This is a genomic window from Pseudomonas sp. TNT3, from assembly GCF_010095445.2.
In the GTDB taxonomy this organism is placed as follows: Bacteria; Pseudomonadota; Gammaproteobacteria; order Pseudomonadales; family Pseudomonadaceae; genus Aquipseudomonas.
This window is the reverse complement of sequence record NZ_WFGV02000012.1, coordinates 1-22,925: the sequence shown is the minus strand read 5'-3', so window position 1 is coordinate 22,925 and position 22,925 is coordinate 1. Positions and strand designations below refer to the sequence as shown.

The following is a 22,925-nucleotide window of genomic DNA, read 5'->3' as shown; positions in this document are numbered from 1 at the left end:
ACCTTCACGGATGCAGCAATTTCTGCGCGCGCTTGTCGGCTAGATGTTGCAGCACCAGGCGTCCGATGAGCACCAGCAAGGTCAGCGAGATCAGCAGCACGGAGATGGCGGCCACGCTTGGATCAACGTTATCGCGCAGACCGCTCCAGATCCGTTTCGGCAGCGTGTCCACGTTGACGCTGGTGATGAACAGCGTCACCGCGACTTCTTCCCACGACAAGGCAAAGGCCAGCAGCGCAGTGGACGCGATGCCCAGTTTCAGGTTCGGCAGGATCACCATGAACGTGGTTTGCATCAGGCTGGCGCCGAGGTTGCGCGAGGCCAGTTCGATACGTCGGTCAATCTGGCTGAGCGCCACCATCATGGTGACGACGCCGTAAGGCACCACCATGATGACGTGGGCGATCACCACGCCCGTCAGGGTGTCGTAGCCCATTCCCGGGGCGAAGCGCCCGAGCTTGGTTTCCATGAAGTACAGCACCAGTGCCGAAATCACCGGGGGAATGGCCATGGGCAACAGCACCAGGCCGATCAGCGCCGTGGCCCATTTTGAGCGCAGGTACCAGATGCCGAGGCTGAAGCTGGCCGCTAGCAATGTGGCGATCACACTGGTGGCGAAGGCGATGGTCAGGCTCTGGCTGATGGCGTGGAACCAGTCGGGGTTGCTGACCAGTGCTTCGTAATGCCGCAGCGACCAGTTGCCTTCCGGCATCGACAGGAAGCGCTTGCTGGTGAAGGACACCGGGATGACCGTCAGCAACGGGAACAGCATGAAAGCCATGGCGATCACGGCCAGCAGCCGCGTACTCAGGCTTGTGCGATGGGTATTCATAATGACCTCAGCCGACCAGTCGATTCACGCGGGTGATTTTCAGCAGCACCCAGATCAGCGCACTGACCAGCGCCAGCAGCACCACGCTAAGCGCAGCCCCCAGGCCCCAGTTGCTGGTCTGGAACATTTGCAGGAACACGTATTCGGCAATCATCACCGTTTGCCCGCCGCCCAACAGCACGGGCGTGATGAAGAAGCCCAGGCAGAACACAAAGACCATGATGAACGCGCCCAGCATGCCCGGCAGGGTCTGTGGCAACAGCACTTGCCAGAAGGTGCGCAGCGGGCCGGCACCCAGGCCGCGGGAAGCCATGAGGATGCGTTGATCCAGCTGGCGCATGCTCGACAGCAGCGGGAACACCGCATACGGGATCATCACGTGGAGCATGCCGATGACCACGCCGATTTCATTGCGACTCAGCTGTAACGGTTGGTCGATCAGCCCCATGCCCATCAGGCCATTGTTGAGCACACCGTTGCTGCGTAGCGCGATCAGCCAGCCGAAGGCGCGCACCAGCACGGAAATCCAGAACGGAATGAAGATGCAGATCTCCACTACACGCTGCCAGAACGGCGGGCTGAACACCCAGCAGTAGGCCAGCAGATAGCCGATCAGCAACGCCAGGCAACTCACCGTCATGCACAGGCGCAGGGTGCGCCACAGCATGTCGTGGATCGCCGGGTCCGTGGCGATGCGCTCGTATTGCTCGATGCCCGGTGTCGGCAAGGAGAAACTCCAGCCCACCACACCCAGAAACGGCAGCACGTAGAACACCAGCAGCAACACCGGCAGCGGAAACAGCAGTAAACCGCGTTCCAGGCCCGGTGAACTGAATCGGGGCTTGGGGGCAGTCAAGGTTGAGGTCAGGGTCGTCGTCATGGTCGATGGCTCACTTGGACAGCCGTGTCAGGTACGTTTCCAAGGTTTTCGAGTAGTTGTCGGCGTACCACTGGGCGTTCAGGGCGATCTGCTTTTTCAGGTTCTCGGCCGACGCGCAGTTGGCTTGCAGTTGCTCGGCCGACATCAATTTCTCGGTAGCGCTGTTCGACGGACCGTTGCCCAGCAATTCGAACAACTTGAGCTGACCTTCGGGTTGCAGCGCCTGCTGGATGAATTGCATGGCCGGTTGCGTACCCGCCGGGTTGCCCTGCAACACCGCCCAACTGCTGGAGTTGATGAAGCCGTTGTCAAAGCTCCAGCGCACGCGGTTGTCGGTGTCTTCGGCGAGCAGCTTGGCGCGGGTATGCCAGATCGCACCCACCGACACTTCGCCATCCACCATCAGTTGCTGGCTTTCGGCACCCGAACTCCAGAAGGACAGCACGTGGGGCTTGATTTCATCGATCTTGGCCATCGCGCGGGCGACGTCCAGTGGGTACAACTGATCAGCCGGCACACCGTCGGCCAGCAACGCCGCCTCCAGCATCCCGTTCATCCATTTGTACAAGGTGCGCTTGCCGGGGAATTTCTTCACGTCCCAGAAATCGGCCCAGGTCTTGGGACCGTTATCGCCAAATTTTTCACTGTCCCAGGCCATCACGTAGCTGAACTGGTAGCTGGCGATACCGTGATCGGAGGAGAGCGCCGGGGCCACCAGGTCGCGCTTGATCACGTTGTAATCCAGCGGTTGCAGGATCTTTTCCTTTCCCAGGACGATAGCGCTGTAACTCTCGACGTCGACCACGTCCCAGCTCGGCTGACCGCTGGCCAGCTGTGAGCGAATCGCCCCTTCGGTCGGACCCGCGCCGTCGATGCGCACCTGGATGCCGGTGTTTTTGGTGAAGGTGTCGGTCCATGCCGAACGGAAGGCGTTCAGTGCGTCACCGCCCCAGTTGACCACCACCAACGGCTTGTCGGCCGACCAGCTGATGCCACTGCGCAGCGCCAGCGGCACGGCGGCCAGCAACCCCATGGCCTGCATGAAAGTACGACGGTTGATCTGCCCGCCACGGGCCTTTTCGATAAGCACTTCAATACAGTCGCGTTGATGATCCTGGCTCATTGCAAGTCCTCAGTCGGCGGGTGTCCTTCGGACAGTGGCCTTTTTGTTGTCGTTAGGAGAGAGAGAGCTTTTTGACGCATGTGTTACCGGCTTCAGGCCTGTAGCAGAAAGCTTTGCTGCACCGGCCAACTCAGCCACACCGGCGCACCACTGGGCATCAGCGCGCCCGGATGATTGCCGGGGACGGACAGGTTGACGGGCAAGGCATCGTTGCCGACCTTGAGGGCCAGGTGGGTGCTGGAGCCCTGGTAAACCTTGTCGGTGAGTTGCGCGGGCATGACGTTGTAACCGTCCCGGGTCGGGCAGTCGCTGTGCAATTCCATGTGTTCGGGGCGCACCGCCAACACGGTCGGTTGAGCGCTCAACGGGCTGGGGGCGAGGGCGTGCAGCACGCTGTTGCCGCAGCGACCGGTGGCGGTCGGGCCATTGCGGGTCAAGTCCGCCAGGGGAAAGAGATTCATCTTGCCGAGGAATTCGGCGACGAACCGGCTCTCGGGCCGGTTGTAGATATTTTCCGGCGTGTCGACCTGGGTCAATTTGCCGTGGTTGAAAATCGCGATGCGCGACGAGAGCGCCAGGGCTTCGCCTTGGTCGTGGGTCACGAACACGAAGCTGGTGCCGACCTGGCGATGGATGCGCTGCAGCTCGGTCTGCAATTGTTCGCGCAGGTTTTTGTCGAGGGCCGACAGCGGCTCATCGAGCAACAGCAGTTCCGGCTCGAACACCAGTGCCCGGGCAATCGCCACGCGCTGTTGCTGACCGCCGGACAGCTCCGACGGCTTCTTGTGCATGTGCGCGCCCAGGCCAACCACTTCCAGAATGTGCTTGACCCGACGCTGGCGTTCCTCGGCGGCGACTTTGCGGATGCGCAGCGGATAGGCCACGTTATCGGCGACGCTCATGTGCGGGAACAGTGCGTAGCCCTGGAACACCATGCCGTAGTTTCGCTTCTCGGCAGGGCGCTTGATGATGTCCACGCCTTGCTCCATCAGCTTGCCCGACGTCGGGCTGAGAAAGCCGGCCAGGATCATCAGCAACGTGGTCTTGCCCGAACCGGACGGGCCCAACAGGGTCAGGAATTCGCCTTGGCGTACGTCCAGATCGACGTTATCCAGCGCCGCAAAACGACCGTAATACTGGCTGATGCCTTGTGCACTGAGCTGAACCGTTGAACGGCTGGACACGATGAGAGTTCCTCTTTTTATTTGCCCCAGGGCGTGCGAGGACGGATGTCAATCCGGCCAGGGCTTTGGGCTCATTATTGTTAAAAATATCGCTACATCAATGGAATTATTTTGCAGGTATTGGTTAGTTTTTTTACTCATTTCTCTGGCGCGGTTAACCATCACCTGTAGCAGCTGGCGAAGCCTGCGTCCGGCTGCGCAGCAGTCGTGAATTCTGGCGATGCATTCCTTCTGTCGGACCGCGCGCTCAGGATTTACGACTGCTTCGCAGCCGAACGCAGGCTTCGCCAGCTGCTACAGGGATCAGCGTTACAAAGTGTCTTGCCAGGTTTGATGGGACGACTGCAACTGCGTCTTGACCCAATTGCTGAACGCCTGGACCACCGCGCGCTCGGCTTTTTGCGGGTCGGCGGCGAGGTAGTAGCCCCGGTGCAAGTCGATGGTGATGTCGAAGGGGCGCACCAACAGGCCTTTGGACAGGGCATCGCCACTGATCAGGTTGTCGCCGATAGCGATGCCCTGACCGGCAATGCACGCCGACTGCGCGCAATGCGCATCGGAGAACAGGATCCCGCTGACCGCGTTCACCCCGGAAGCGCCAGCGGCGGTCAGCCAGACGCGCCAGTCCGAATAGTCCGTCATGTGCAGCAGTGGGTAGCCGCTGAGTTCCTGCGGGTTTTTCAGGCCGCTCAACGCATTGATCAAGCGCGGGCTGCACACGGGGAAGAAGCGCAGGGCGACGATTTCTTCCACGACCATTTCCGGCCAGTCACCGATGCCATAGGCGATGAACAGGTCGGCATTCGGGTTACTGATGTCGTCCGGCGTCCTGGGAGAGATCAACTGCAATTGCACTTGCGGGTATTGCCGCAGGAACGCGCCGATGTGGTGGCACAGCCAATAAGTGGCGAAACCTGGTGCGCAACTGACGCACAACCGCCCGGAAATCTCCTGGTCGTCGACGAGCTGACCAGCGTCCAGCAGGTTCAACAAAATCCCGTGGACTTCACGCGCATAGCGTTCGCCCTGATAGGTGAGGCCAATCCCCCGGCCAATCCGCTCGGTGAGGGCGAAGCCGACACATTCCTCAAGCTTGCTGATCTGGTGACTGATGGCGCTGCGCGTCAGGTTCAGTTCGCGAGCGGCGACCGACACGCTGCCGAGACGGGCGACCGCATCCAGGGCGCGAAGGGCTGTCATCGATGGAAAACGCATAAATCATCCTGCTGAAAGTTGAAGAAACAGGCCGACATTCATGATTTGAGCACGGTCCCCTGTGGCGAGGGAGTTCACTCCCGCTGGGGCGCGCAGCGGCCCCAAAAAAGTCACCGCGTTGAGCCAGGCACGCCTCGGACAGCCCATTATGCGACTGCTGCGCAGCCGAGCGGGAGCAAGCTCCCTCGCCACGGGGGTTGTGTTTGCCTGAGGTCGCATTCCGCCAGTGACTGTACTTATGGTGACGGAAATTGAACAGTCAGGCCAAAAAAAATCGATTGTTGTATCGGTTGGTTCAACAATACTAGCCCCATTCGTCATCGGGCCGCGCTGGCCCTTATCAAAGAGGTGCTGCATGACCCGTTGTGCCGAGGCGCTCGTTCAGTTGCTGGAAGGCTATGGCGTTGACACTGTCTTCGGCATCCCCGGCGTGCACACCGTCGAGCTTTATCGTGGCCTGGACGGCAGTCGCGTGAAGCACGTCAGCCCGCGTCATGAGCAAGGGGCCGGGTTCATGGCGGACGGTTATGCCCGTGCCAGTGGCAAACCCGGTGTGTGCTTCATCATTACCGGCCCGGGCATGACCAATATCCTGACCGCCATGGGTCAGGCCTATGCGGACTCGGTGCCGATGCTGGTGATCTCCACCTGCAATCGCCGCGAACATTTGCGCCTGGGTCATGGGCATCTGCATGAATTGCCCGATCAGCGCGCCATGGTCGCCGGGGTGTGTGCATTCAGTCATACCGTGCAGCATCCGGATCAACTGCCGGAAGTCCTGGCCCGTGCCTTTGCGCTGTTTGGCTGTACGCGGCCACGTCCTGTGCACATCGAGATACCTCTGGATGTACTGGAGATGTCGGCCGATGGCCTGGACCTGCGTCCTCGTGCCTTGCCCCCGGCGCCTGCGCCCGCCACTTCGGCTATCGACGCCGCGATCGAACTGATCAACCACGCCCGCAGGCCATTGATTCTGGCGGGTGGCGGCGCCCGTCGAACGAGTGCTGCCCTGACCTCGCTGGCTGAACGGTTGCAAGCCCCGGTCGCGCTGACCACCAATGCCCGTGGCTTGCTGGCGCCCGAGCATCCCTTGCTGCTCGACGGTGTGCAGTCCTCCGCACACGGTCGCGAGCTGTTCGCCGAGGCGGATGTGGTGCTGGCGATCGGCACTGAACTGGGGGAAACCGATTACGACTTTTTCGGCCTTGGACCCTTGGCGTTCAAGGCGCCGCTGATTCGGCTGGACATCGATCCGATGCAGATCCTGGGCGTGCAACCGGCGCAGGTGGGCTTGTTGGGGGATGCCGGGGAAGGGTTGCGTGCACTGTTGGCGCGACTCTCGCAGAGAGAGGCTGATCAGGCGTGGGCCGGTAATCGTGTGGCCCAGGTCAATGCGCTGGAACACGCTGGCTGGAGTCCGAAACAACGCTGTCTGCAGACGGTGCTGGACACGGTGCGTGATCACCTGCCGCAGCCGTTGATTGTCGGCGATTCGACTCAGCCGGTGTATCAGGGCGCGTTGGGTTATCGAGCCCCGACACCCAACAGTTGGTTCAACGCCGGCACCGGTTACGGAACCCTGGGTTACGCGTTGCCGGCCGCCATTGGCGCGAAGCTGGCGCAACCCTCGCGCCCGGTCGTGGCATTGGTGGGTGACGGTGGACTGCAGTTTTCCAGCGCCGAACTGATCGCAGCAAAAGAGGCGGGCGCCGGGGTGATCCTGTTGCTCTGGAACAATGCCAGCTACGCCGAAATCCGCGACTACATGAACGCCAAAGACGTGCCGCTGGTGGGCGTGGACATTCTCACGCCGGACTTCGAAGCCCTGGCACGCAGCTGCCATGTGGCCCATCACCGGGTGACCAATCTGCACGCCCTTCGCGAGTTGCTGGGTCAGCTCGGGCACTGCGATGAACCGGTGATGGTCGAGCTGGACGCTGCGGCGTTTCTGGCGGAGTAGGCCGCGCGTTACTGGCGACAAAAACAAGAATTTCCAGGTCCTCGAAGCGCCGAGCGCGCGGGACTTTTCTATCGCACTGAACTGAAAGGTGGCTTACGTGGCTGAGTCCGACAACTTTACCTCGACCCATTCCGCACAAGGGACATACGCCGATCTGATCCTCGGTAACGGTCGCATCTATACCCAGGATCCGGCGAACCCGTGGGCCGAGGCCGTGGCCATTCGCGACGGCAAGTTGATCGGTGTCGCCAGCCTTGGGGAACTGGAAACGTTCAAGGGCCCGAACACCGTCCTGCATGACCTGCAGGGCGCCTTTTGCATGCCGGGCCTGCACGACATGCACACCCACCCGGACCTCGCACTGGCCCCGCGCTACAGCGATGACCTGGACGTGGGCATCGAAGACCCGACGCCCGAACAGCTGCGCGAAAGCATCCTGGCCTATGCCGACAGCCATCCGGGCGATGGCTGGATCTATGGGCAGTACTGGGTGCGCTACACCTTCCGCGAAGCCGGGTTGACTCCGGGCCGGGCGTGGCTCGACAGCGTCATGCCGGACCGTCCGGTCGCGCTGCTCGACCGGATGTGGGGCACCATGATGGTGAACTCCAAGGCCCTGGAACTGGCCGGCATCGATCGTCATACCGCCGACCCGCGCAACGGCTATCTGGAGCGTGACGAACTGAGCGGCGAACCCACCGGCCTGATGATCGACGGTGCCTACGCAATGATCCATGCCGCCATGCCGCCTACGCCGGTCAGCGTGCTGCGTCGCGCCTACCGCGACGGCGTGCATTTCCAGAGTTCGCGCGGGGTGACGGCGAGCAAGTACGTGCACGTATGCGAGCAGCGTTTGCAAGCGCTGAAAGAGCTCGACGACAGCGGTGAACTGACGGTTCGCATCGAGGCGGCAATCAGTTGGCAGGACGATATTTTCCCCGTGCGTCGTCGCTGGGAATTGCTCAGTGGTGAACGTCACTACTACCGCAGCGCGCGCCTGAGTGCGAACGCAGTGAAGTTCCATTTCGACGGCACGGTGGAGCCGAAATCGTCCTACCTGCTGACACCCTGGCCACAAGAGAAGAGCTGGCGCGGCAAGCTCAACCTGACCCCTGAACACATCACCGACATGGTGGTGGACATGGACAGCAAGGGCATCCGGGTGATTGCCCACTGCACCGGCGACGGCGCGTCCGATGTGTTCCTCGATGCAGTCGCCGAGGCCCGCCGTCGCAATGGTTTCAGCGGCGTGCGTCATCAATGCGCACACAGCACGTTGCTGCACCCGGGCAACCTGCCGCGCTTCAAGGAACTGAACGTCATTGCCGAGTTTTCCCCGGCCGCCTGGTACCCGACGCCGTTCGCCAGCGGTGCACGTTCGGGCTACGGTCAGGAGCGGCTCAAGCGCATCTACGATTTCAAAGGCGTCCTCGAGGCGGGCGGCACCGCGGTGATGGGCACCGATTGGCCGGTGGCGTCCATCGACCCGTGGCTGGCGCTGGAAACCATGGTCACCCGCCAGAACCCATGGAACGATGATCCGGCGTGCTTCGGCGAGCCCATCAGCCTCGAGCAGGCCTTGAACGTGATCACCTCCAACGGCGCCGTGGCCATGGGCCTGGAGCACATGACGGGCAGTCTGCAAGTCGGCAAGTCCGCAGACCTGATCGTGATCGACCGCGACCTGTTCGCCGAACCTGCGCGCAACTACATCCACCGCACCAACGTGCTGCTGACCTTTGTGGAAGGGCAGTTGGTCTACGACCGTCATTCGACACTGGCACCGGCTGGGCTGAAAGCGGTCTGGCAGGGTGAGCCGCCCGTGCTGGAGGGTAAGGCGTGATGGACGTTCCACGCATTGCAGTCACGGTGGTTTCGGGTTTCCTCGGCGCGGGTAAAACCACCTTGCTCAACCGCATGGTGCGCCGTGCGGAAGGCAGTCGGCTGGCGGTGATCGTCAACGATTTCGGCGAGCTGAACATCGATGCAGCCATTGTTTCCGAAGTCACCGACGCGGTGTACAGCCTGCAAAACGGCTGCATTTGCTGCACGGTTCAGGAGGATCTTCTGGCGCAACTGGCGAGCCTGGCGCAACTGCAGCCTCGGCTTGAGCGCATTGTCATCGAGTGCAGCGGCGTGTCCGATCCGCAGCGCATCGTGCAAACCCTGGCGTACCCGCAACTGCGCAGCCAGATGCAACTGGACATGGTGATCACCGTCGTTGACGCGACCCGCCACCTGCAACTCGAAGGCGAGTACGCACGACTGGCCAGGGCACAAGTCGCTGCCGCCGACCTGCTGCTGTTGAACAAGACCGATCTGGTGGACGACACGCAGTTGCAGGCACTGCGCGATGCGCTTGGCGTCCGCACACGGGTGCACGAATGTGTTCAGGCTGAGCTGCCGGATGCGCTGTGGCTGGACACCGATCTGGATCTTGAACCCCGTGCGCAAAAACCGATGACACGGGTGTCGGCGGACGATCACGGCGAAATGTTCAGCAGCTGGCTGTGGCAGGATTCCACCGGGCTTGATGTCGAACGTTTGCGCGGTTGGCTGCACGCCTTGCCGGGCGATGTCTTCCGCGTAAAGGGGCTGTTGTTGCTGGCGCAGGGCGGCAAGGCGCACTGGCTGCAGCACGTTGGCACCCGCAGTCAGTTCTTGCCGGCTACCGACGAGGCACTGGCCAGCGGTTCCCGATTGGTGTTTATTGCTCGTCGTGGCTTTGACGGCTGGGAAGCGTTGGGGCAAGGACTGGAGGCTTGCAAAGTGACGGAGGAAGCGCTGACATGAACCCGATGGAACAACGTTTACGTGAAGAGTTGGCAGCCTGTTATCGGTTGATCGCGCATTTTCGCATGAGCGATCTGATCTTCACGCACATCTCGGTGCGCCTGCCGGGGCCTGAACATCATTTTCTGATTAATCCCTATGGTTTGATGTTCGATGAGATTACCGCGTCGAACCTGGTCAAGATCGACCTCGAAGGTCGTGCGGTCGAGGCCAGTCCTTATCCGGTCAATCCGGCGGGCTTTGTCATTCACAGCGCCATTCACGGTGCCCGTGAAGACGCCCAGTGCGTGCTGCACACGCATACCAAGGCGGGGTGCGCGGTCGCGGCGCTGAAGTGCGGGCTTTTGCCGGTGAACCAGATCTCCATGGAGTTTTACGGTCGGGTGGCTTACCACGACTATGAAGGCGTGGCGCTGGACATGAGCGAGCAACAGCGCCTGGTGCAGGACCTGGGTGACAAGACGGTGTTGATGTTGCGCAACCATGGTTTGCTGACAGTAGGCGAAACCGTGAGCCAGGCGTTCTTGCGCATGTATTACCTGGAAAAAGCCTGTGAAATCCAGCTGGCGGCCCAGGCTGCCGGCGAGGTAATTATGCCGTCGCCAGAGGTGTGCGCGCATACCGAACGTCAGTTCAATGATCCAGGGCGGCCGCTGGAGGAGGGTCAGTTGAACGACCCGGATGCAATGCAGTTGGCGTGGGCAGCGTTGATCCGAATGCTGGATCGCGTGGCTCCGGGGTATCGGGACTGATCCGGGTTTTTCTGTGATCGGGCTGGCGCTATCGCTGGCAAGCCAGCTCCCACAGGGGGCCGCACGCATGTCTTCCTGTAGGAGCTAGCCTGCTAGCGATGGTCTTCCAGCCATAACAATCTGACTGACCCTCCGCCATCGCCGGCAAGCCAGCTCCCACACTTTATCTGGCCATCTCCAAATACTGAGTGCACTGATAATCCCTGTGGGAGCGTGGCTTGCCCGCGATGCAGGCGCCACGGTCTCTCAGGCCTGCCCCGGTGTATTCAGGTTCATCGACCGCACCGCCAGCGCCATCGCGGTTTCTTCATCGATAGGCAATGAAAAGACGAACGTAGCGCCTTGCCCCACGACATCCACCAAACGAACTTCCCGGCCATGCAACTGCAGGATCCGCTGCACGATGCGCAACCCCAATCCTCCATCACGCCGTGCGCCACCAATATTGAACGGCCGCAGAAACAAGCCTTCGCGCAGTTCCGCCGGGATGCCCGGCCCGCTGTCGCTGATGGTGATTTCAACGAACCTGCCTTGGGGGACCAGGCTGATGCCGATGGTTCCGCCGAGGGGGGTGTGACGCAGGGCGTTGTCGAACAGGTTGGTGAGCACACGCTCGATCAGCCCCAGGTCGGCGAACACGCCAGACACAGTGGGTGCGAAGCTCGCCTTGAGTTGCACTTGCCGGGCTTCGGCCGTCAGTTCGAATTTCTGGAAAATGTCCTGCACCAGATCGGTCAGTGAGAAGCGCTCCAGCACCGGCTGCACAAACCCATGTTCGAGCCGCACCAGTTCCAGCAGTGACTGCGCCAGCCCGCCGACCTTGCGGCTTTGATCCAGCGCAATCCCCAGGTAACGACGGCGATCGGCGGCGGACAAGGTGGCGTCCTTGAGGGAAAGGGTTTCCAGGTAACCGTGCAGCGAGGCCAGAGGCGTGCGCAGATCGTGGGAAATGTTCGCCACCAGCTCCCGACGTTCCTGATCCTGACGGGTCAGCGAGCGCCATTGTTCACTCAGACGTGCCTGCATCTGGCGGAAGGCTGCGTCGAGTACGGCAATTTCATCGTGGCTCGCCGCTTTTTCCACAGGGATGGGTTCAGTGGGTATGACCGGGACGCCGTCGATGTCGAACTGGCTGACGGTTTCGGTCAGGCGACGCAAAGGCCGGGTGATCAGGGCAAACGCCGTGAGGCCGGCGATCAGGCACAGCAACGCGACCAATCCGATGGACAGCAGTGCGGTATTGAGCGCAGCGCTGGTGGCGCCCCGTTCGGCGAAGCGGTCGTGCTCCTCGCCAAGCAAGACCACGTACAGATAACCCGCCGGTTTGCCGTTGACCTTCAACGGCGCGGCGCTGAACACTTTGCGTGCTTCGGTACTGCGTGGGTCGTCGCCGAGAATGGGCAGCGCATCCCCTTTGAGCAGGCGTTGAATCGGCGCCAGATCCACCTGCTCGCGGCGAATCCGTCCCTCGGGCGCAGCACTTCCGACAATCCGCCCCTGGGTATCCAGCAAGTACACCTCGACGCTCGGGTTGACCAGCATCAACTGGCTGAAGAGGCTGCGCACGGCGTCTGGCATCAGGCCCTGGGTGTCCATCAGTACCGTGTCGTTGGCGATGTGTTGTGCCAGATCCCGGGAAAGCCCTTGCACCACTTCCTGTTCATGCATCTGGTTGGAGCGCACCTGCATCCACGCCGACGTACCACAGCACACCAGCAACAGCACCGCGAACACCAGTGACAACCGTTGTGTCAGGGTCAGCCTCACGAGCGTTCCTCCCTGGCCGCGAATTTATAGCCGCGGCCCCACACCGTGAGGATGCGCGCCGGTTGCGTCGGATCGGTTTCGATCTTCGCCCGCAGGCGGTTGATGTGGGTATTGACGGTGTGCTCGTAGCCTTCGTGGCTGTAGCCCCAGACGGCGTTGAGCAAGTCCATGCGCGAGAACACCTTGCCCGGCTGGCGGGCGAAGAAGTACAGCAAGTCGAACTCCCTTGGCGTGAGGTCGAGGCGGCGACCCTCGAGGGACACGTCGCGAGTGATCGGATCAATGGTGAGACCGTCGAGGGTCAGGCTGCCGGCATCCATTTTCAGGTTGCGGGCCATGGCATCGACCCGTCGCAACAGGGCTTTGACCCGAGCCACCAGTTCGAGCATGGAAAACGGCTTGGCCAGGTAGTCGTCGGCGCCCAGTTCGAGCCCCAGGATCCGGTGCATTTCGCTCGAACGGGCGCTGGTGATGATGATCGGCGTATAGCGGGCCATGGCCCGGGCGCGACGGCAGATTTCCAGACCGTCGACCCCCGGCAACATCAGGTCCAGGACCAGTGCGTCCCAGTTGCCTTGCTGCAACAGGCGCATGCCTTCGTCGCCGTCGGCGCAGTGCACCACCTCGAACTGCTCATCGCGAAGATGCAGGCAGATAAGGTCGGCGATATGCAGGTCGTCCTCGACCACGAGGACGCGTTTGGTCTGTTCCATCAAGCTCAATCCTTCAGCGCAATGCACACAGTGTGCGGGTTTTTCCATGGCCGAGTTATCACGAATTGTTTAACTCCGCGTGAGGATTTGGCGATCAACCCAAGCCTAGGCTGTGTTCCATCAAAGGCACCCTCATTTTTGGACCGGCTGGCATTTTCGGACAGGCTGGATTTTGGAGACGACCATGTTTTCACGGCGGCAGTTTCTTGTGGCAAGCGGCGGGCTGGGGATTGCAGCCCTGGCCATCGGCGTATTGCCAAAATTTACCGCAGGTTCCGCGCTGATCAGCGAGGCCAGTGCCGCAGAGGCCTTCGAAGTGACCCACAGTGACAGCGAATGGCATGCTCTGCTCAGCGACGAGCAGTACGACATCCTCCGCGAGGAAGGCACCGAACGGGCCTACAGCAGCGCGCTCAACAACGAACATCGCGACGGTACGTTCACCTGTGCCGGTTGTGATCTGGCGCTGTTTTCTTCTGCGACCAAGTTCGACAGCCGTACCGGTTGGCCAAGCTTCTGGGCTCCGCTGGACAAGGCCGTGGCCACCCGTCAGGACCGCTCCTTCGGGGTGCTGCGCGAAGAAGTGCACTGCAGGCGGTGTGGCGGGCATCTGGGCCATGTCTTCGACGACGGGCCAACACCGACCGGATTGCGCTACTGCATGAACGGTCTGGCGATGAAATTTCAACCCAAGGCTGCCTAGGCGATTGCGTGTAGTTGATGTGCCGTTCTCTTATTCAGGAGTCAGTCCCATGAAAGCTACCTTTACCTGGCGTCGCACACTGCTCGGCCTGGCGGCTGCCAGTGTCATCGGCCAATGCTCGGCATTCTCTTTCGGGGCCGAAGACGCGGTGATCATCCCCCCACCCGCGCTCGACGAAACCACCCAGGCTCACAGCGAGACCGTAGTATTCGCCGGTGGCTGTTTCTGGGGCGTTCAGGGCGTGTTCCAGCACGTCAAAGGCGTGAAAAAAGCGGTCTCCGGTTACGCAGGCGGTGCCGCCAATACCGCGCAGTATGAGCGGGTCAGCGCAGGCGATACAGGTCATGCGGAATCGGTGGAGGTGACCTTCGATCCGTCACAGGTAAGCTACGGCACTTTGTTGCAGATCTACTTCTCGGTGGCCCATAACCCCACCGAACTCAATCGTCAGGGACCTGACAGCGGTACGCAGTACCGGTCGGCGATCTTTACCCAAAGCAGCGAGCAGCAACGGGTGGCGCAGGCCTATATCGCCCAGCTGGACGCTGCGCATTCCTTCAGCAAACCGATAGTGACCAAGCTGGAGAGCTACAACGGTTTCTACCCGGCGGAGGAGGAGCACCAGGACTTCCTGACCGAGCACCCCTCCTATCCCTACATCGTGATCAATGATCTGCCGAAGGTGGCGCAGTTGAAGCAGCTCTATCCGGAGCGGTATCAGGATAAGCCGGTGTTGGTGAAGGGCGGGTCGTAAAGCGTTTGTTACCGGTCGTTCAGGCGTTTGCCCATCTCAAACGCTCGCATTTCATACCCCAACGCTTCGTACAGGCGCCGGGCGGGGTCGTTGAATCCCCAGACGGTCAAACGCAGATCCGCAGCGCCCTGTTCGAGGGCCCATGTTTGAGCTTGCTGCATCAATGCTCGACCAATGCCCTGGCCCCTGCCTCGTTGGTCAACACAGACCGAACCGATTCTGCCCACCCGTTGCGGTTGCATTAACGGTCCTTTTGACTCGGTGACTTGTACGGTGATGAACCCGATGGCTACACCTGATTGTTCGGCGAGGAAGACGGCATGATTTTCCCCCTCGATGCTCGGTCGCCAGAAGTCGCCGTCGCGGGCGAAGTCGCCCGTTGATGGCGCGTAAATATCCGGCCGGTGCTCATGGTGAAGGCTGTTGAGTTGTTGGCCCAGTTCACAGATGGCGAGTAGGTCTTGCGAGGTCGCTCGACGATAGAAGGTAGGTGAAGTCATTGGCTGTCCTTGGCGGTTACATTGGGTGTTGCTCACACTTTCCAGTATTCAACATGGATGTTACCCCTGTCGATTCAGGCTTCAGCAAGACCCATTCATTGCAAGGCTGACCTGCCTACTGCTTGCCCCATACCTGCATCGCGAATTCGACAAAGTGGCGCAGCTTGGGAAGGCGGTAGCGATCCTGAACATAGATCAGGCTCATTGGGCGGCTCGGCAGTTGGTAGGCGGGCATCAGCGCGACCAGTTTGCCGTCGAGCAGGTCTTGTTCTACCAGCGCATCCGGCAGCATCACGATGCCCATGCCGGTGCGAGCCGCTTGGTGCAAACCTGCCGAGCTATTGATCAGCAGGGTGCCACTGACGGCCACCATGACTTCACCTTCCGGCCCGCTCAGGCGCCAGTTTTTAGACACGGAATGCCAGTCATCCCCGGCGGGATAGGCAAAGGACAGGCAGTCGTGGTGCTGGAGGTCTTCAGGGGTTTTCGGCACGCCTCGGCGGGCCAGGTAGTCGGGGGAGGCGCACATCGTCAGGGTGTAGTCGATCAGCGGACGCGCGATCACGTTTGACGACTCGATGGCACCCAGGCGAAATGCCACGTCGAGGTTGTTTTCGAGCAGCTCGGGTCGCCCGTTGGAGAGCATCACGTCGAGTTTGACTTGTGGGTAACGCAGGGCAAATTCGCTCAGCGCCGGTGCGAGCTTTTCAGTGCCAAAGGTCAGCGGAGCCGTGATGCGCAACGTGCCCACGGGCGTGTCCTGGCTTTGTTCGGCCAGACGCTCGGAATCGGCCACCAGGCCCAATACTTCGAGGCAACGCTGATAGTAGGCCGTGCCGAACTCGGTCAGTCGCTGGCGTCGGGTCGTGCGATTGAGCAGGCGCACGCCCAGTCGTTTCTCAAGGGCGCGTAGGTGATTTCCCACCATGGTGGTGGACATTTCGCACTGGAATGCGGCGGCGGTCATGCTGCCGGATTCCACGACGCGCACGTAAACGGTCATTGCCTGGAACAAATCCATTATCAAGCCCAGCTTTAAAATGATTGAAGTATTGCAGCGTTTATCCAATTCAGGTGGCTAACGATACTGCAAATACACCGACCATTGATGGAGCTTGATGCCATGACCGCCGCCTGCCTGATGACCACTTACCAACCACTGGCCTTGAGCTTTTGCAAAGGCTTGGGTACACGCCTGTGGGATCAGGCGGGCCGCGAGTACCTCGATGCGGTGGCCGGCGTGGCGGTGACCAACGTCGGCCACTCTCATCCGAAAATCGTCTCGGCGATCAGCGAGCAGGCAGGCCTGCTGCTGCACACCTCCAATCTGTACAGCATCGACTGGCAGCAGCGGCTGGCGCAAAAACTGACCCGGTTGGCGGGGATGGAACGGGCGTTCTTCAACAACTCCGGCGCCGAAGCCAACGAAACCGCATTGAAGCTGGCGCGGTTGCACGGCTGGCGCAAAGGTATCGAACAGCCGATGGTGGTGGTCATGGAAAACGCGTTCCACGGTCGAACCCTCGGAACCTTATCCGCCAGCGATGGCCCGGCCGTGCGCCTTGGATTCAGCGAGCTGCCGGGTGATTTCGTCAAAGTGCCGTTCGGTGACCTCAACGCGCTGGATAAGGTGCAGCAACGGTACGGTTCGCGCATCGTGGCGGTTCTGATGGAACCGATCCAGGGCGAAAGCGGCGTGCAACTGGCCCCCCCTGGCTATCTGAAAGCCGTGCGTGAACTCTGCGACCGGCGCGCATGGCTGTTGATGCTCGACGAGATTCAGACCGGGATCGGCCGTACCGGGCAGTGGTTTGCGTTCCAGCATGAAGGCATTGTGCCGGACGTGATGTCCCTGGCCAAGGGGCTTGGTAACGGCATCCCCATTGGTGCCTGCCTGGCACGGGGTAAAGCTGCCGACCTGTTCACGCCGGGCAGTCACGGCAGCACTTTCGGTGGCAATCCGTTGGCCTGCCGTGTCGGGTGCACGGTGCTGGAGATCATCGAGGAGCAAGGCCTGTTGGAAAACGCCAAGGTGCAGGGCGAATGGTTAATCGCCAGACTGCGCATCGAGTTGGCGGACGACCCGAACGTCCTGGCGATTCGCGGACAAGGCTTGATGATCGGTATCGAACTCAAGCAGCCGATCCGCGACCTGACCCTGATCGCCGCTCGGGATCACGGCTTGCTGATCAACGTGACACGGGGCAAGACCATACGCCTGCTGCCGCCGCTGACGATTGATGAGCGGGAGGTGGAGATGATTGTCAGAGGGGTGTGTCGGGCGGTGTTGTCAGCCCAAGGTTGAATTTCAGTAGTGATATCGGCACATCACGTTATTTTGCTGGAACCACAGATAGTCGTCCCAACCTTCAGGTGTGAACTCAATATTCCTTCTTAAATGAGTTGCCTGGTTCTGGTTTTCTCCGCGCGTGAATTCGCGATTGATTTGATCAGACGCTCGGCGTTGGCGGGAGAGCGCAGCAGATACGCGGTCTCTTCCAATGCGTTGTACTCCGCCAGGGACATCATCACCACCGGCTCACCTTTTTGGCGAGTGATCAACAGCGGGGCGCGGTCTTCACTCACTCGATCCATGGTTTTGGCCAGGTGCGCCCGAGCGCTTGTGTAGTTGATGGTTTGCAAGGTAATACCTCTGAATGGTCGTTACATAACGGTGGTGTTATGCAGGGACTGAAGTATCGCCGAGTGGCCGTCGAGACGTTTCCGTAACCGATGTAGGCCCGTTCCGATAATTACGCCATCTAACAAGGGCGCTCCCCAAGGCTTTCCACTAACCGTACCAGATAGCCATCCGGGTCTTGCACCAGGAACTCGCGTTGGCCGACTTCCACCCTGTCGGCGCGATACCAGGTGTCGGCACAGGCGCGGAACAACGGCCATTCCACTTCGGCCAGTCGATGAAGAATCGGTTTAACTGAATCAACGGTGATCTGAAAGTTAATACCGCGCCCAAACGGCGTCTGCAGCGTACCGCTAAGCCATTGCCCTTCAGCGGGATCGTACTGCTCCAGCATGAGTTGCACACCGTTGAGATCCAGGTAGGCAAACCCGACTTCCGGGCGTTCGTAGGCGATCGGAATACCGATCAAAGACGTCCAGAAATGCAGGCTTTTTCTGATGTCGGTCACCATCAGTTCAGGTACCAACTTGCTCCGTGCGAACATACGTATCCTTGTTTGAAACTAAAGAGGCGACTCGGCCTGTTCGTCCACCGGCGCAACCATCCGGGTCTTCGGCAGACCGTTTGAGTTGTGCTGATAGATGCCCTGCGGCTGGCCCTTTTCATTAAAAAACACCTGGCCGATCCCCGCCGAGTTCCACAACCGCTCACCCGCTTCGGCATGCTCCGGCACATGCGGAACAATGCGCATGCGCCGGCGCTTGGTCAGCCAGTTCAGCGGCGAGCGCGGGGAATAGAGCCAGCGGTTAAGACGGTCGAACCACTCCAGCAGCGTCGGCGGAAATTCATTCTTGATGCCACTGCTGGTGATCTGCCAGATACGTGGGCCGGCCTTGCGGTGGCGGATGAAGACTTCGTAGACGAAGGAATAATGCACATCCCCCGACAGCACCACGTAGTTACCTGGCGTGCGCGAGTGGCGGAAAATGTTCAGGATCACCTGAGCGGCGCCGCGATGGGCCATCCAGTTTTCCGCATCCACCAACAGCGGATACCCGCACCAGCTGAAGACTTTCTGCACGGTTTCGATCAACTTGACGCCGAAGATGGGCGCGGGCGAAACGATGATCGCCGAGGGATGGTCCAGCAGTTCCTGCTGCAATTCGCTGAGGGCTTCCCAGTCCAGCAGGCCCGAGGGTTGCTTGAGGTTCATCTCGCTGCGCCAGCGTCGGGTGCGGGTGTCGATGACCACCAGCGCAGGATTCGTCGGCAGTACGTAGTGCCAGTGCTGAAACTTCAGCAACTCATCGATCAAAGCATCCTGCACCGGGCTGTCGAGATAGCCGTCGTGGCCGGTCGTACTGAAGCCATCGGTCTTTTCCAGCAGCGTGGCGAACGCATCGGGATTGTTGCCCCAGCCCTGGCACAGCATGTAAGCAATCAGCGCGTTACCGATGATGCGTTTGGAGAACGGATGGCCGTAGGCCGTTTCCTCCCATTGCGCAGAAAGATTCCAGTCATCGGTAATGTCGTGATCGTCGAAAATCATCAGGCAAGGCAAGTGCGCGAACGCCCGCGCGACACCGCCAAGACCGGCCTTGAAACCGTCGATGCGCGTCTGTTCCAGCGCATAACGTTTCTGTCGTTCGGGGTTGAGTTGCGGTGGTGTGGGTGCGATCAGCGTCCAGGGTGTCGGCGACCACACCAGCAGGTACATCGCCATGACTTCGGCGAAGGTCACCAGGTGGTTGTCGGCACTGCTGCTGGTGAAAATCGGCTTGCGCGCACCGCCGAAAAATCGCTCGCGCAACGTCTCGTTGCTCTCAAGCGCCGGTAACAAATCCGCACGGTGGTAATAACTGGCCGAGTGCTCATAGAGCTTGGCGCTGTCGCTGACCACCGCTCCTTCAAGGTGCTCGCCAAACAACCCCAGCCGCTCGATCAGTGCATGGATGGCGCGCAACATGGGCCCGGCGACGTCGTCGGCGTACACCTGGTCGCCGCTCATCATCAACAGGGCCGGGCGTTCCGTGGCTTCATGGGTTGATGCCAGCAATTGATCGACGCAGAGCAAGCCGTCGGTGGCGGGGTGATGGGGTTTGCGACAAGAGCCATGCAGCAACTGATCGATCCGCGAACGCAGCACGAAATTCGGACAGCGTGCGTCGCCATACAGCAGATGCGGTGCCCACTCGGCGATCCCGGTGGCGGCGTCGTCGATCAGCAGGTCGTACTCGATCAACGTGTCCCAGGGCAGGGCGGTGTCCAGCGGCACATCGATCAAATGAACGAAGGCATGACGACCGACAGGAATGATTGTGCATTGTCCGGCGTCGAGGCGAATATCGCCGACATCCTGCAGACGCAACGTCAGCCCCAACGCCCGGGTTCCTACGAGCCACAGCACCAGCCGCGCAGGCTCCAGCCGCCGCAACAGCGGTCCGGCCAGAACCGGTGGCAGTAATTGATCAGCGTCGAGCAGGGGCAAAGACATGGACATCCGGATTCGTCGTACACAGAGGCGCAGGATAATAGCGCAGGTGATGTCAATGAATTGCAAACACCTGCACGGCAACCGTCATCGTGGCGAATTGTCCGCTTTCACCACGTCTACTTCGCCATTCGCCACTAACCAGCGAAACAAATCACTCACCGACACTGTATGACTGCGTTCAATCCAGCGCACCAGCGCCGGGCCGTAATGCTCGGTGTAGCGGCTGAGCACCAGGTGTCGACAGTCGTCTGACAGGCGCAGGGTGATTTCCCGACAGTGCAGGGTGGACGGGTCCTGCCGCGTCACCCGCTGTTGCAGCACCACGCTTTCAGAAGCCATCGGCGGGCGCTCCTGTGCACTGGGAGGTGGTTTTGTCCGGGGAACCTCGTTGGCCATCGACGACGAAATCGGCGCGATGCTCGGCGACCACGTTACGCAGCGCGCTGTAGTAGTCCGGCAGTTTTTGCAGGCTGTCGGTCAGCGGCAAGGCTTCTGCGCGTCCATCGATGGTGCCGCCGACTAGGTTGACGGTGGACAGTGTCTCAACAGTGTCGCTGTTGCTGCCGAACGGATCGACCACAAAGCTCAACACACGTCCGGCCGCGTCGCGGCTGTTGGAGGTGCCGAGCAAAGGCAGTTCGACGATCGGCCCGTTGGCGATGCCCCACACGCCAAAGGTCTGGCCAAAGTCCGCTTTGTGCCGCGCAATGCCGACTTTGCCGGAAACATCGATCAGCCCGACTACACCGACGGTGGTGTTCAACGCGAAACGCCCCAGGGTATTGACCGAACGCATCGGATTGCCTTGCAACAGGTCGTTGATGAAGACCTTGGGCTCGCCAAAGTTCGCCACAAAGTTATGCACACCCGTCTGGAAAAAATCCGGCATGTAGCGGTAGCCGCGAGCGACCGGCGCCAACGCATAATCGTCCACCACCCGGTTGAACGCGAAGACCCCGCGATTGAACGGCTCCGCCGGGTCGTAAACGGTGTAGGCAGTGTCGGCGCAACCGACATCAGCGGGGGGTGATGGCTGGCTGCTGCAACCCGCCAGCCCGGCGGTGAGCATGGCAATCGAGGTAGTGCGGACCAGCCAGGGGGTACATCTCAAAGGCAACATGAACGCAAGTCTCGTGAGGAATTCGCTGCGATGCTGGCCCCCGAGCCTTGCGCAAAGATGTCCGGTTTATTGCGCCGTTGACGCTTTATTGCAGGATTGAAATAAATGACGCGCTGCCGTGAATGGTTTTAGATGGCGGTTCTATTCGGCCCTTAAGTGACCTTCGGTGAACAGCCTTTTAATTGTCGACGACGACCTCGAAGTCCTCGATCTGCTGAAAAAATTCTTCGTGCAGCACGGCTACAGCGTCCAGGTCGCCACCGACGGCGCGTCGTTGTGGGCCGCCATCGAGCGACAGCCGCCGGACCTGATCATTCTTGACGTTATGTTGCCCGGCGACAGCGGGCTGATCCTGTGCCAGCAACTGCGCATTCGCCACACGAGTCCCGTGATCATGCTGACCGCCATGGGCGAGCTCAGCGACCGGGTGGTCGGCCTGGAGCTGGGCGCCGACGATTACCTGACCAAGCCGTTCGACGCCCGTGAATTGCTGGCCCGGGTGCGTGCGGTGCTGCGTCGGGTGGACGAACGCCGTCCAGTGATTCAGGAGCGCGCAAGGCCGCTGATCGACTTCGCCGACTGGCACCTCGACGTCACGCGCCGTGAATTACGTTCCCCGGACAACGTGATGATCCCGCTGTCGGCGGGCGAGTTCGACCTGTTGCTGGTCTTCATCGAACACCCGCAACGCATCCTCACCCGCGAACAATTGCTCGACCTCGCGCGGGGGCATTGTCATGACGCGTTCGACCGCAGCATCGACGTGCAGGTCAGCCGACTGCGGCGCAAACTCGAGTCGGATACCAAGCGCCCGGCGATGATTCGCACCGTGCGCAATGGCGGTTACCTGTTCACCCCCAGCGTGACGCGGCGATGAACTGGCTGAGGCGACTGCGCCGGGACACCGTGGCGGGCTGGATCGCCTTGACCATCATCCTGGCCATGCTCATTTCATTGGCGCTCAACGGGCTGTTCATTCAGTTGGCCGGCGTCTGGGCGCGCCCGCCGCTGACCGAAATCGGCCTGCTGGAAAAGGCCGCCGCCATCACCCGGGTCATTGATTCCGCCCCGGCACCGTTGCGCAGTCAATTGGCGCAAGCCGCCAGCGAAAAGGGCTTCACCGCCAGTTGGCACCCCGATCGACGCGAGCTCGATCTGCCGCCGCCGGAAGACCCGGATTCTGAAATCGGCATGAGCATTTTGCGGCCATTGCTCAACTCCCCTGATCGACGCATCGAAGCCTATGAGCCGTCTGACTGGACCGAGCACCCGGCCAATGCGCATTACGCGCTGCTGATCGAGCTGTCGGATTCGACCTGGCTGATGTTCTCGGCGCCTTCACGCAGTTGGGGGCTCGACGAAGCGCCGCGTTACCTGATCGTCATCCTGCTGGTGCTGATCTCCACGGCGCTGGTCGCCTTGATCGCCACCCGCCGCCTCGCCACACCCTTGCAGCGCTTCGCCGAGGGCGCCCGGCGCTTTGGCGTCGACTTC

General features: G+C 60.9%; 22 protein-coding genes and 1 pseudogene. 9 read left to right on the top strand and 14 right to left on the bottom strand.

What is annotated here, in order from left to right; all coding sequences use genetic code 11:
- Positions 1 to 4 precede the first annotated feature (4 nt).
- The 5 genes from GBC55_RS09915 to GBC55_RS09895 form a co-directional block, all read right to left on the bottom strand.
- On the bottom strand, positions 5 to 832 hold the full coding sequence (locus GBC55_RS09915) for an ABC transporter permease (RefSeq protein ID WP_162437351.1): 828 nt from the start codon (positions 830 to 832) through the stop codon (positions 5 to 7).
- A gap of 7 nt (positions 833 to 839) precedes the next feature.
- A complete protein-coding gene (locus GBC55_RS09910; protein WP_162437352.1) occupies positions 840 to 1,712 on the bottom strand; it encodes an ABC transporter permease in 873 nt (290 codons plus the stop codon).
- Positions 1,713 to 1,722: 10 nt separating this feature from the next.
- Complete coding sequence (locus GBC55_RS09905) at positions 1,723 to 2,835, bottom strand: ABC transporter substrate-binding protein (RefSeq protein ID WP_162437353.1); 1,113 nt, start codon at positions 2,833 to 2,835, stop codon at positions 1,723 to 1,725.
- 92 nt (positions 2,836 to 2,927) lie between these two features.
- Positions 2,928 to 4,019, bottom strand: a complete 1,092-nt coding sequence (locus tag GBC55_RS09900) for an ABC transporter ATP-binding protein (protein ID WP_162437354.1) — start codon at positions 4,017 to 4,019, stop codon at positions 2,928 to 2,930.
- A gap of 309 nt (positions 4,020 to 4,328) precedes the next feature.
- Positions 4,329 to 5,234, bottom strand: coding sequence for a LysR substrate-binding domain-containing protein (locus GBC55_RS09895; RefSeq protein ID WP_162437355.1), 906 nt, complete (start codon positions 5,232 to 5,234; stop codon positions 4,329 to 4,331).
- A gap of 355 nt (positions 5,235 to 5,589) precedes the next feature.
- On the opposite strand from GBC55_RS09895, the gene GBC55_RS09890 reads away from it, so the two are divergent.
- The 4 genes from GBC55_RS09890 to GBC55_RS09875 all read left to right on the top strand — a co-directional run bounded on the left by GBC55_RS09890 (position 5,590) and on the right by GBC55_RS09875 (position 10,739).
- Positions 5,590 to 7,194, top strand: coding sequence for a 5-guanidino-2-oxopentanoate decarboxylase (locus GBC55_RS09890; RefSeq protein ID WP_162437356.1), 1,605 nt, complete (start codon positions 5,590 to 5,592; stop codon positions 7,192 to 7,194).
- A gap of 97 nt (positions 7,195 to 7,291) precedes the next feature.
- Positions 7,292 to 9,037, top strand: a complete 1,746-nt coding sequence (locus GBC55_RS09885; protein ID WP_162437357.1) for an amidohydrolase — start codon at positions 7,292 to 7,294, stop codon at positions 9,035 to 9,037.
- Complete coding sequence (locus GBC55_RS09880) at positions 9,037 to 9,987, top strand: GTP-binding protein (protein WP_162437358.1); 951 nt, start codon at positions 9,037 to 9,039, stop codon at positions 9,985 to 9,987. Before GBC55_RS09885 ends, GBC55_RS09880 begins: the two co-directional genes overlap by 1 nt.
- Positions 9,984 to 10,739 carry a class II aldolase/adducin family protein gene (locus GBC55_RS09875; RefSeq protein ID WP_162437359.1) on the top strand — a complete coding sequence of 252 codons (756 nt, stop codon included), beginning with the start codon at positions 9,984 to 9,986 and terminating at the stop codon, positions 10,737 to 10,739. Before GBC55_RS09880 ends, GBC55_RS09875 begins: the two co-directional genes overlap by 4 nt.
- A gap of 246 nt (positions 10,740 to 10,985) precedes the next feature.
- On the opposite strand, the gene GBC55_RS09870 is transcribed toward GBC55_RS09875, so the two are convergent.
- Together GBC55_RS09870 and GBC55_RS09865 are read right to left on the bottom strand one after the other, a co-directional pair.
- Positions 10,986 to 12,506, bottom strand: a complete 1,521-nt coding sequence (locus tag GBC55_RS09870) for a HAMP domain-containing sensor histidine kinase (RefSeq protein ID WP_162437360.1) — start codon at positions 12,504 to 12,506, stop codon at positions 10,986 to 10,988.
- The gene (locus tag GBC55_RS09865; protein ID WP_162437361.1) at positions 12,503 to 13,219 is read right to left on the bottom strand and encodes a response regulator transcription factor; all 717 of its coding nucleotides are present in this window, start codon (positions 13,217 to 13,219) and stop codon (positions 12,503 to 12,505) included. The genes GBC55_RS09870 and GBC55_RS09865 overlap by 4 nt, the downstream gene beginning before the upstream one ends.
- Before the next feature lie 184 nt (positions 13,220 to 13,403).
- Here GBC55_RS09865 and msrB point away from each other — a divergent pair, with 184 nt between their 5' ends.
- The gene (msrB, locus tag GBC55_RS09860; protein ID WP_162437362.1) at positions 13,404 to 13,922 is read left to right on the top strand and encodes a peptide-methionine (R)-S-oxide reductase MsrB; all 519 of its coding nucleotides are present in this window, start codon (positions 13,404 to 13,406) and stop codon (positions 13,920 to 13,922) included.
- 49 nt (positions 13,923 to 13,971) lie between these two features.
- A complete protein-coding gene (gene msrA, locus GBC55_RS09855) occupies positions 13,972 to 14,676 on the top strand; it encodes a peptide-methionine (S)-S-oxide reductase MsrA (protein ID WP_162437363.1) in 705 nt (234 codons plus the stop codon).
- A gap of 8 nt (positions 14,677 to 14,684) precedes the next feature.
- On the opposite strand, the gene GBC55_RS09850 is transcribed toward msrA, so the two are convergent.
- Positions 14,685 to 15,176, bottom strand: coding sequence for a GNAT family N-acetyltransferase (locus tag GBC55_RS09850; protein ID WP_162437364.1), 492 nt, complete (start codon positions 15,174 to 15,176; stop codon positions 14,685 to 14,687).
- 115 nt (positions 15,177 to 15,291) lie between these two features.
- Positions 15,292 to 16,197 carry a LysR family transcriptional regulator gene (locus GBC55_RS09845; protein WP_162437365.1) on the bottom strand — a complete coding sequence of 302 codons (906 nt, stop codon included), beginning with the start codon at positions 16,195 to 16,197 and terminating at the stop codon, positions 15,292 to 15,294.
- 102 nt (positions 16,198 to 16,299) lie between these two features.
- Between GBC55_RS09845 and GBC55_RS09840 the strand changes: the two genes are divergently transcribed.
- Positions 16,300 to 17,481, top strand: coding sequence for an aspartate aminotransferase family protein (locus GBC55_RS09840; RefSeq protein WP_162437366.1), 1,182 nt, complete (start codon positions 16,300 to 16,302; stop codon positions 17,479 to 17,481).
- An 89-nt stretch (positions 17,482 to 17,570) separates the two neighbouring features.
- On the opposite strand, the gene GBC55_RS09835 is transcribed toward GBC55_RS09840, so the two are convergent.
- From GBC55_RS09835 to GBC55_RS09815, 5 genes are all read right to left on the bottom strand, one after another.
- On the bottom strand, positions 17,571 to 17,819 hold the full coding sequence (locus tag GBC55_RS09835) for a type II toxin-antitoxin system prevent-host-death family antitoxin (protein ID WP_162437367.1): 249 nt from the start codon (positions 17,817 to 17,819) through the stop codon (positions 17,571 to 17,573).
- Positions 17,820 to 17,938: 119 nt separating this feature from the next.
- On the bottom strand, positions 17,939 to 18,361 hold the full coding sequence (locus tag GBC55_RS09830; protein ID WP_162437368.1) for a VOC family protein: 423 nt from the start codon (positions 18,359 to 18,361) through the stop codon (positions 17,939 to 17,941).
- An 18-nt stretch (positions 18,362 to 18,379) separates the two neighbouring features.
- Positions 18,380 to 20,317 (bottom strand): alkaline phosphatase D family protein, encoded by a 1,938-nt coding sequence (locus tag GBC55_RS09825; RefSeq protein ID WP_162437369.1) that lies wholly within the window; start codon positions 20,315 to 20,317, stop codon positions 18,380 to 18,382.
- 78 nt (positions 20,318 to 20,395) lie between these two features.
- A complete protein-coding gene (locus tag GBC55_RS09820; protein WP_162437370.1) occupies positions 20,396 to 20,650 on the bottom strand; it encodes a hypothetical protein in 255 nt (84 codons plus the stop codon).
- A complete protein-coding gene (locus GBC55_RS09815) occupies positions 20,640 to 21,431 on the bottom strand; it encodes a VacJ family lipoprotein (RefSeq protein WP_162437371.1) in 792 nt (263 codons plus the stop codon). The genes GBC55_RS09820 and GBC55_RS09815 overlap by 11 nt, the downstream gene beginning before the upstream one ends.
- A 166-nt stretch (positions 21,432 to 21,597) precedes the next feature.
- On the opposite strand from GBC55_RS09815, the gene GBC55_RS09810 reads away from it, so the two are divergent.
- Positions 21,598 to 22,308, top strand: a complete 711-nt coding sequence (locus GBC55_RS09810; RefSeq protein ID WP_162437372.1) for a response regulator transcription factor — start codon at positions 21,598 to 21,600, stop codon at positions 22,306 to 22,308.
- Positions 22,305 to 22,925 (top strand): annotated as a pseudogene (locus GBC55_RS09805) (two-component sensor histidine kinase); the annotation flags it as partial. The gene GBC55_RS09810 and the pseudogene GBC55_RS09805, both read left to right, overlap by 4 nt.

Bases quoted from the DNA above. Each gene is read 5' to 3' on its own strand.
- GBC55_RS09875 (WP_162437359.1), top strand. From the start codon at position 9,984: ATGAACCCGATGGAACAACGTTTACGTGAAGAGTTGGCAGCCTGTTAT.
- GBC55_RS09880 (WP_162437358.1), top strand. From the start codon at position 9,037: ATGGACGTTCCACGCATTGCAGTCACGGTGGTTTCGGGTTTCCTCGGC.
- GBC55_RS09890 (WP_162437356.1), top strand. From the start codon at position 5,590: ATGACCCGTTGTGCCGAGGCGCTCGTTCAGTTGCTGGAAGGCTATGGC.
- GBC55_RS09840 (WP_162437366.1), top strand. From the start codon at position 16,300: ATGACCGCCGCCTGCCTGATGACCACTTACCAACCACTGGCCTTGAGC.
- GBC55_RS09850 (WP_162437364.1), bottom strand. From the start codon at position 15,176: ATGACTTCACCTACCTTCTATCGTCGAGCGACCTCGCAAGACCTACTC.
- GBC55_RS09910 (WP_162437352.1), bottom strand. From the start codon at position 1,712: ATGACGACGACCCTGACCTCAACCTTGACTGCCCCCAAGCCCCGATTC.
- GBC55_RS09830 (WP_162437368.1), bottom strand. From the start codon at position 18,361: ATGTTCGCACGGAGCAAGTTGGTACCTGAACTGATGGTGACCGACATC.
- GBC55_RS09915 (WP_162437351.1), bottom strand. From the start codon at position 832: ATGAATACCCATCGCACAAGCCTGAGTACGCGGCTGCTGGCCGTGATC.
- GBC55_RS09905 (WP_162437353.1), bottom strand. From the start codon at position 2,835: ATGAGCCAGGATCATCAACGCGACTGTATTGAAGTGCTTATCGAAAAG.
- GBC55_RS09895 (WP_162437355.1), bottom strand. From the start codon at position 5,234: ATGCGTTTTCCATCGATGACAGCCCTTCGCGCCCTGGATGCGGTCGCC.
- GBC55_RS09815 (WP_162437371.1), bottom strand. From the start codon at position 21,431: ATGTTGCCTTTGAGATGTACCCCCTGGCTGGTCCGCACTACCTCGATT.
- GBC55_RS09820 (WP_162437370.1), bottom strand. From the start codon at position 20,650: ATGGCTTCTGAAAGCGTGGTGCTGCAACAGCGGGTGACGCGGCAGGAC.
- GBC55_RS09845 (WP_162437365.1), bottom strand. From the start codon at position 16,197: ATGGATTTGTTCCAGGCAATGACCGTTTACGTGCGCGTCGTGGAATCC.
- GBC55_RS09865 (WP_162437361.1), bottom strand. From the start codon at position 13,219: ATGGAACAGACCAAACGCGTCCTCGTGGTCGAGGACGACCTGCATATC.
- msrA (WP_162437363.1), top strand. From the start codon at position 13,972: ATGAAAGCTACCTTTACCTGGCGTCGCACACTGCTCGGCCTGGCGGCT.
- msrB (WP_162437362.1), top strand. From the start codon at position 13,404: ATGTTTTCACGGCGGCAGTTTCTTGTGGCAAGCGGCGGGCTGGGGATT.
- GBC55_RS09825 (WP_162437369.1), bottom strand. From the start codon at position 20,317: ATGTCCATGTCTTTGCCCCTGCTCGACGCTGATCAATTACTGCCACCG.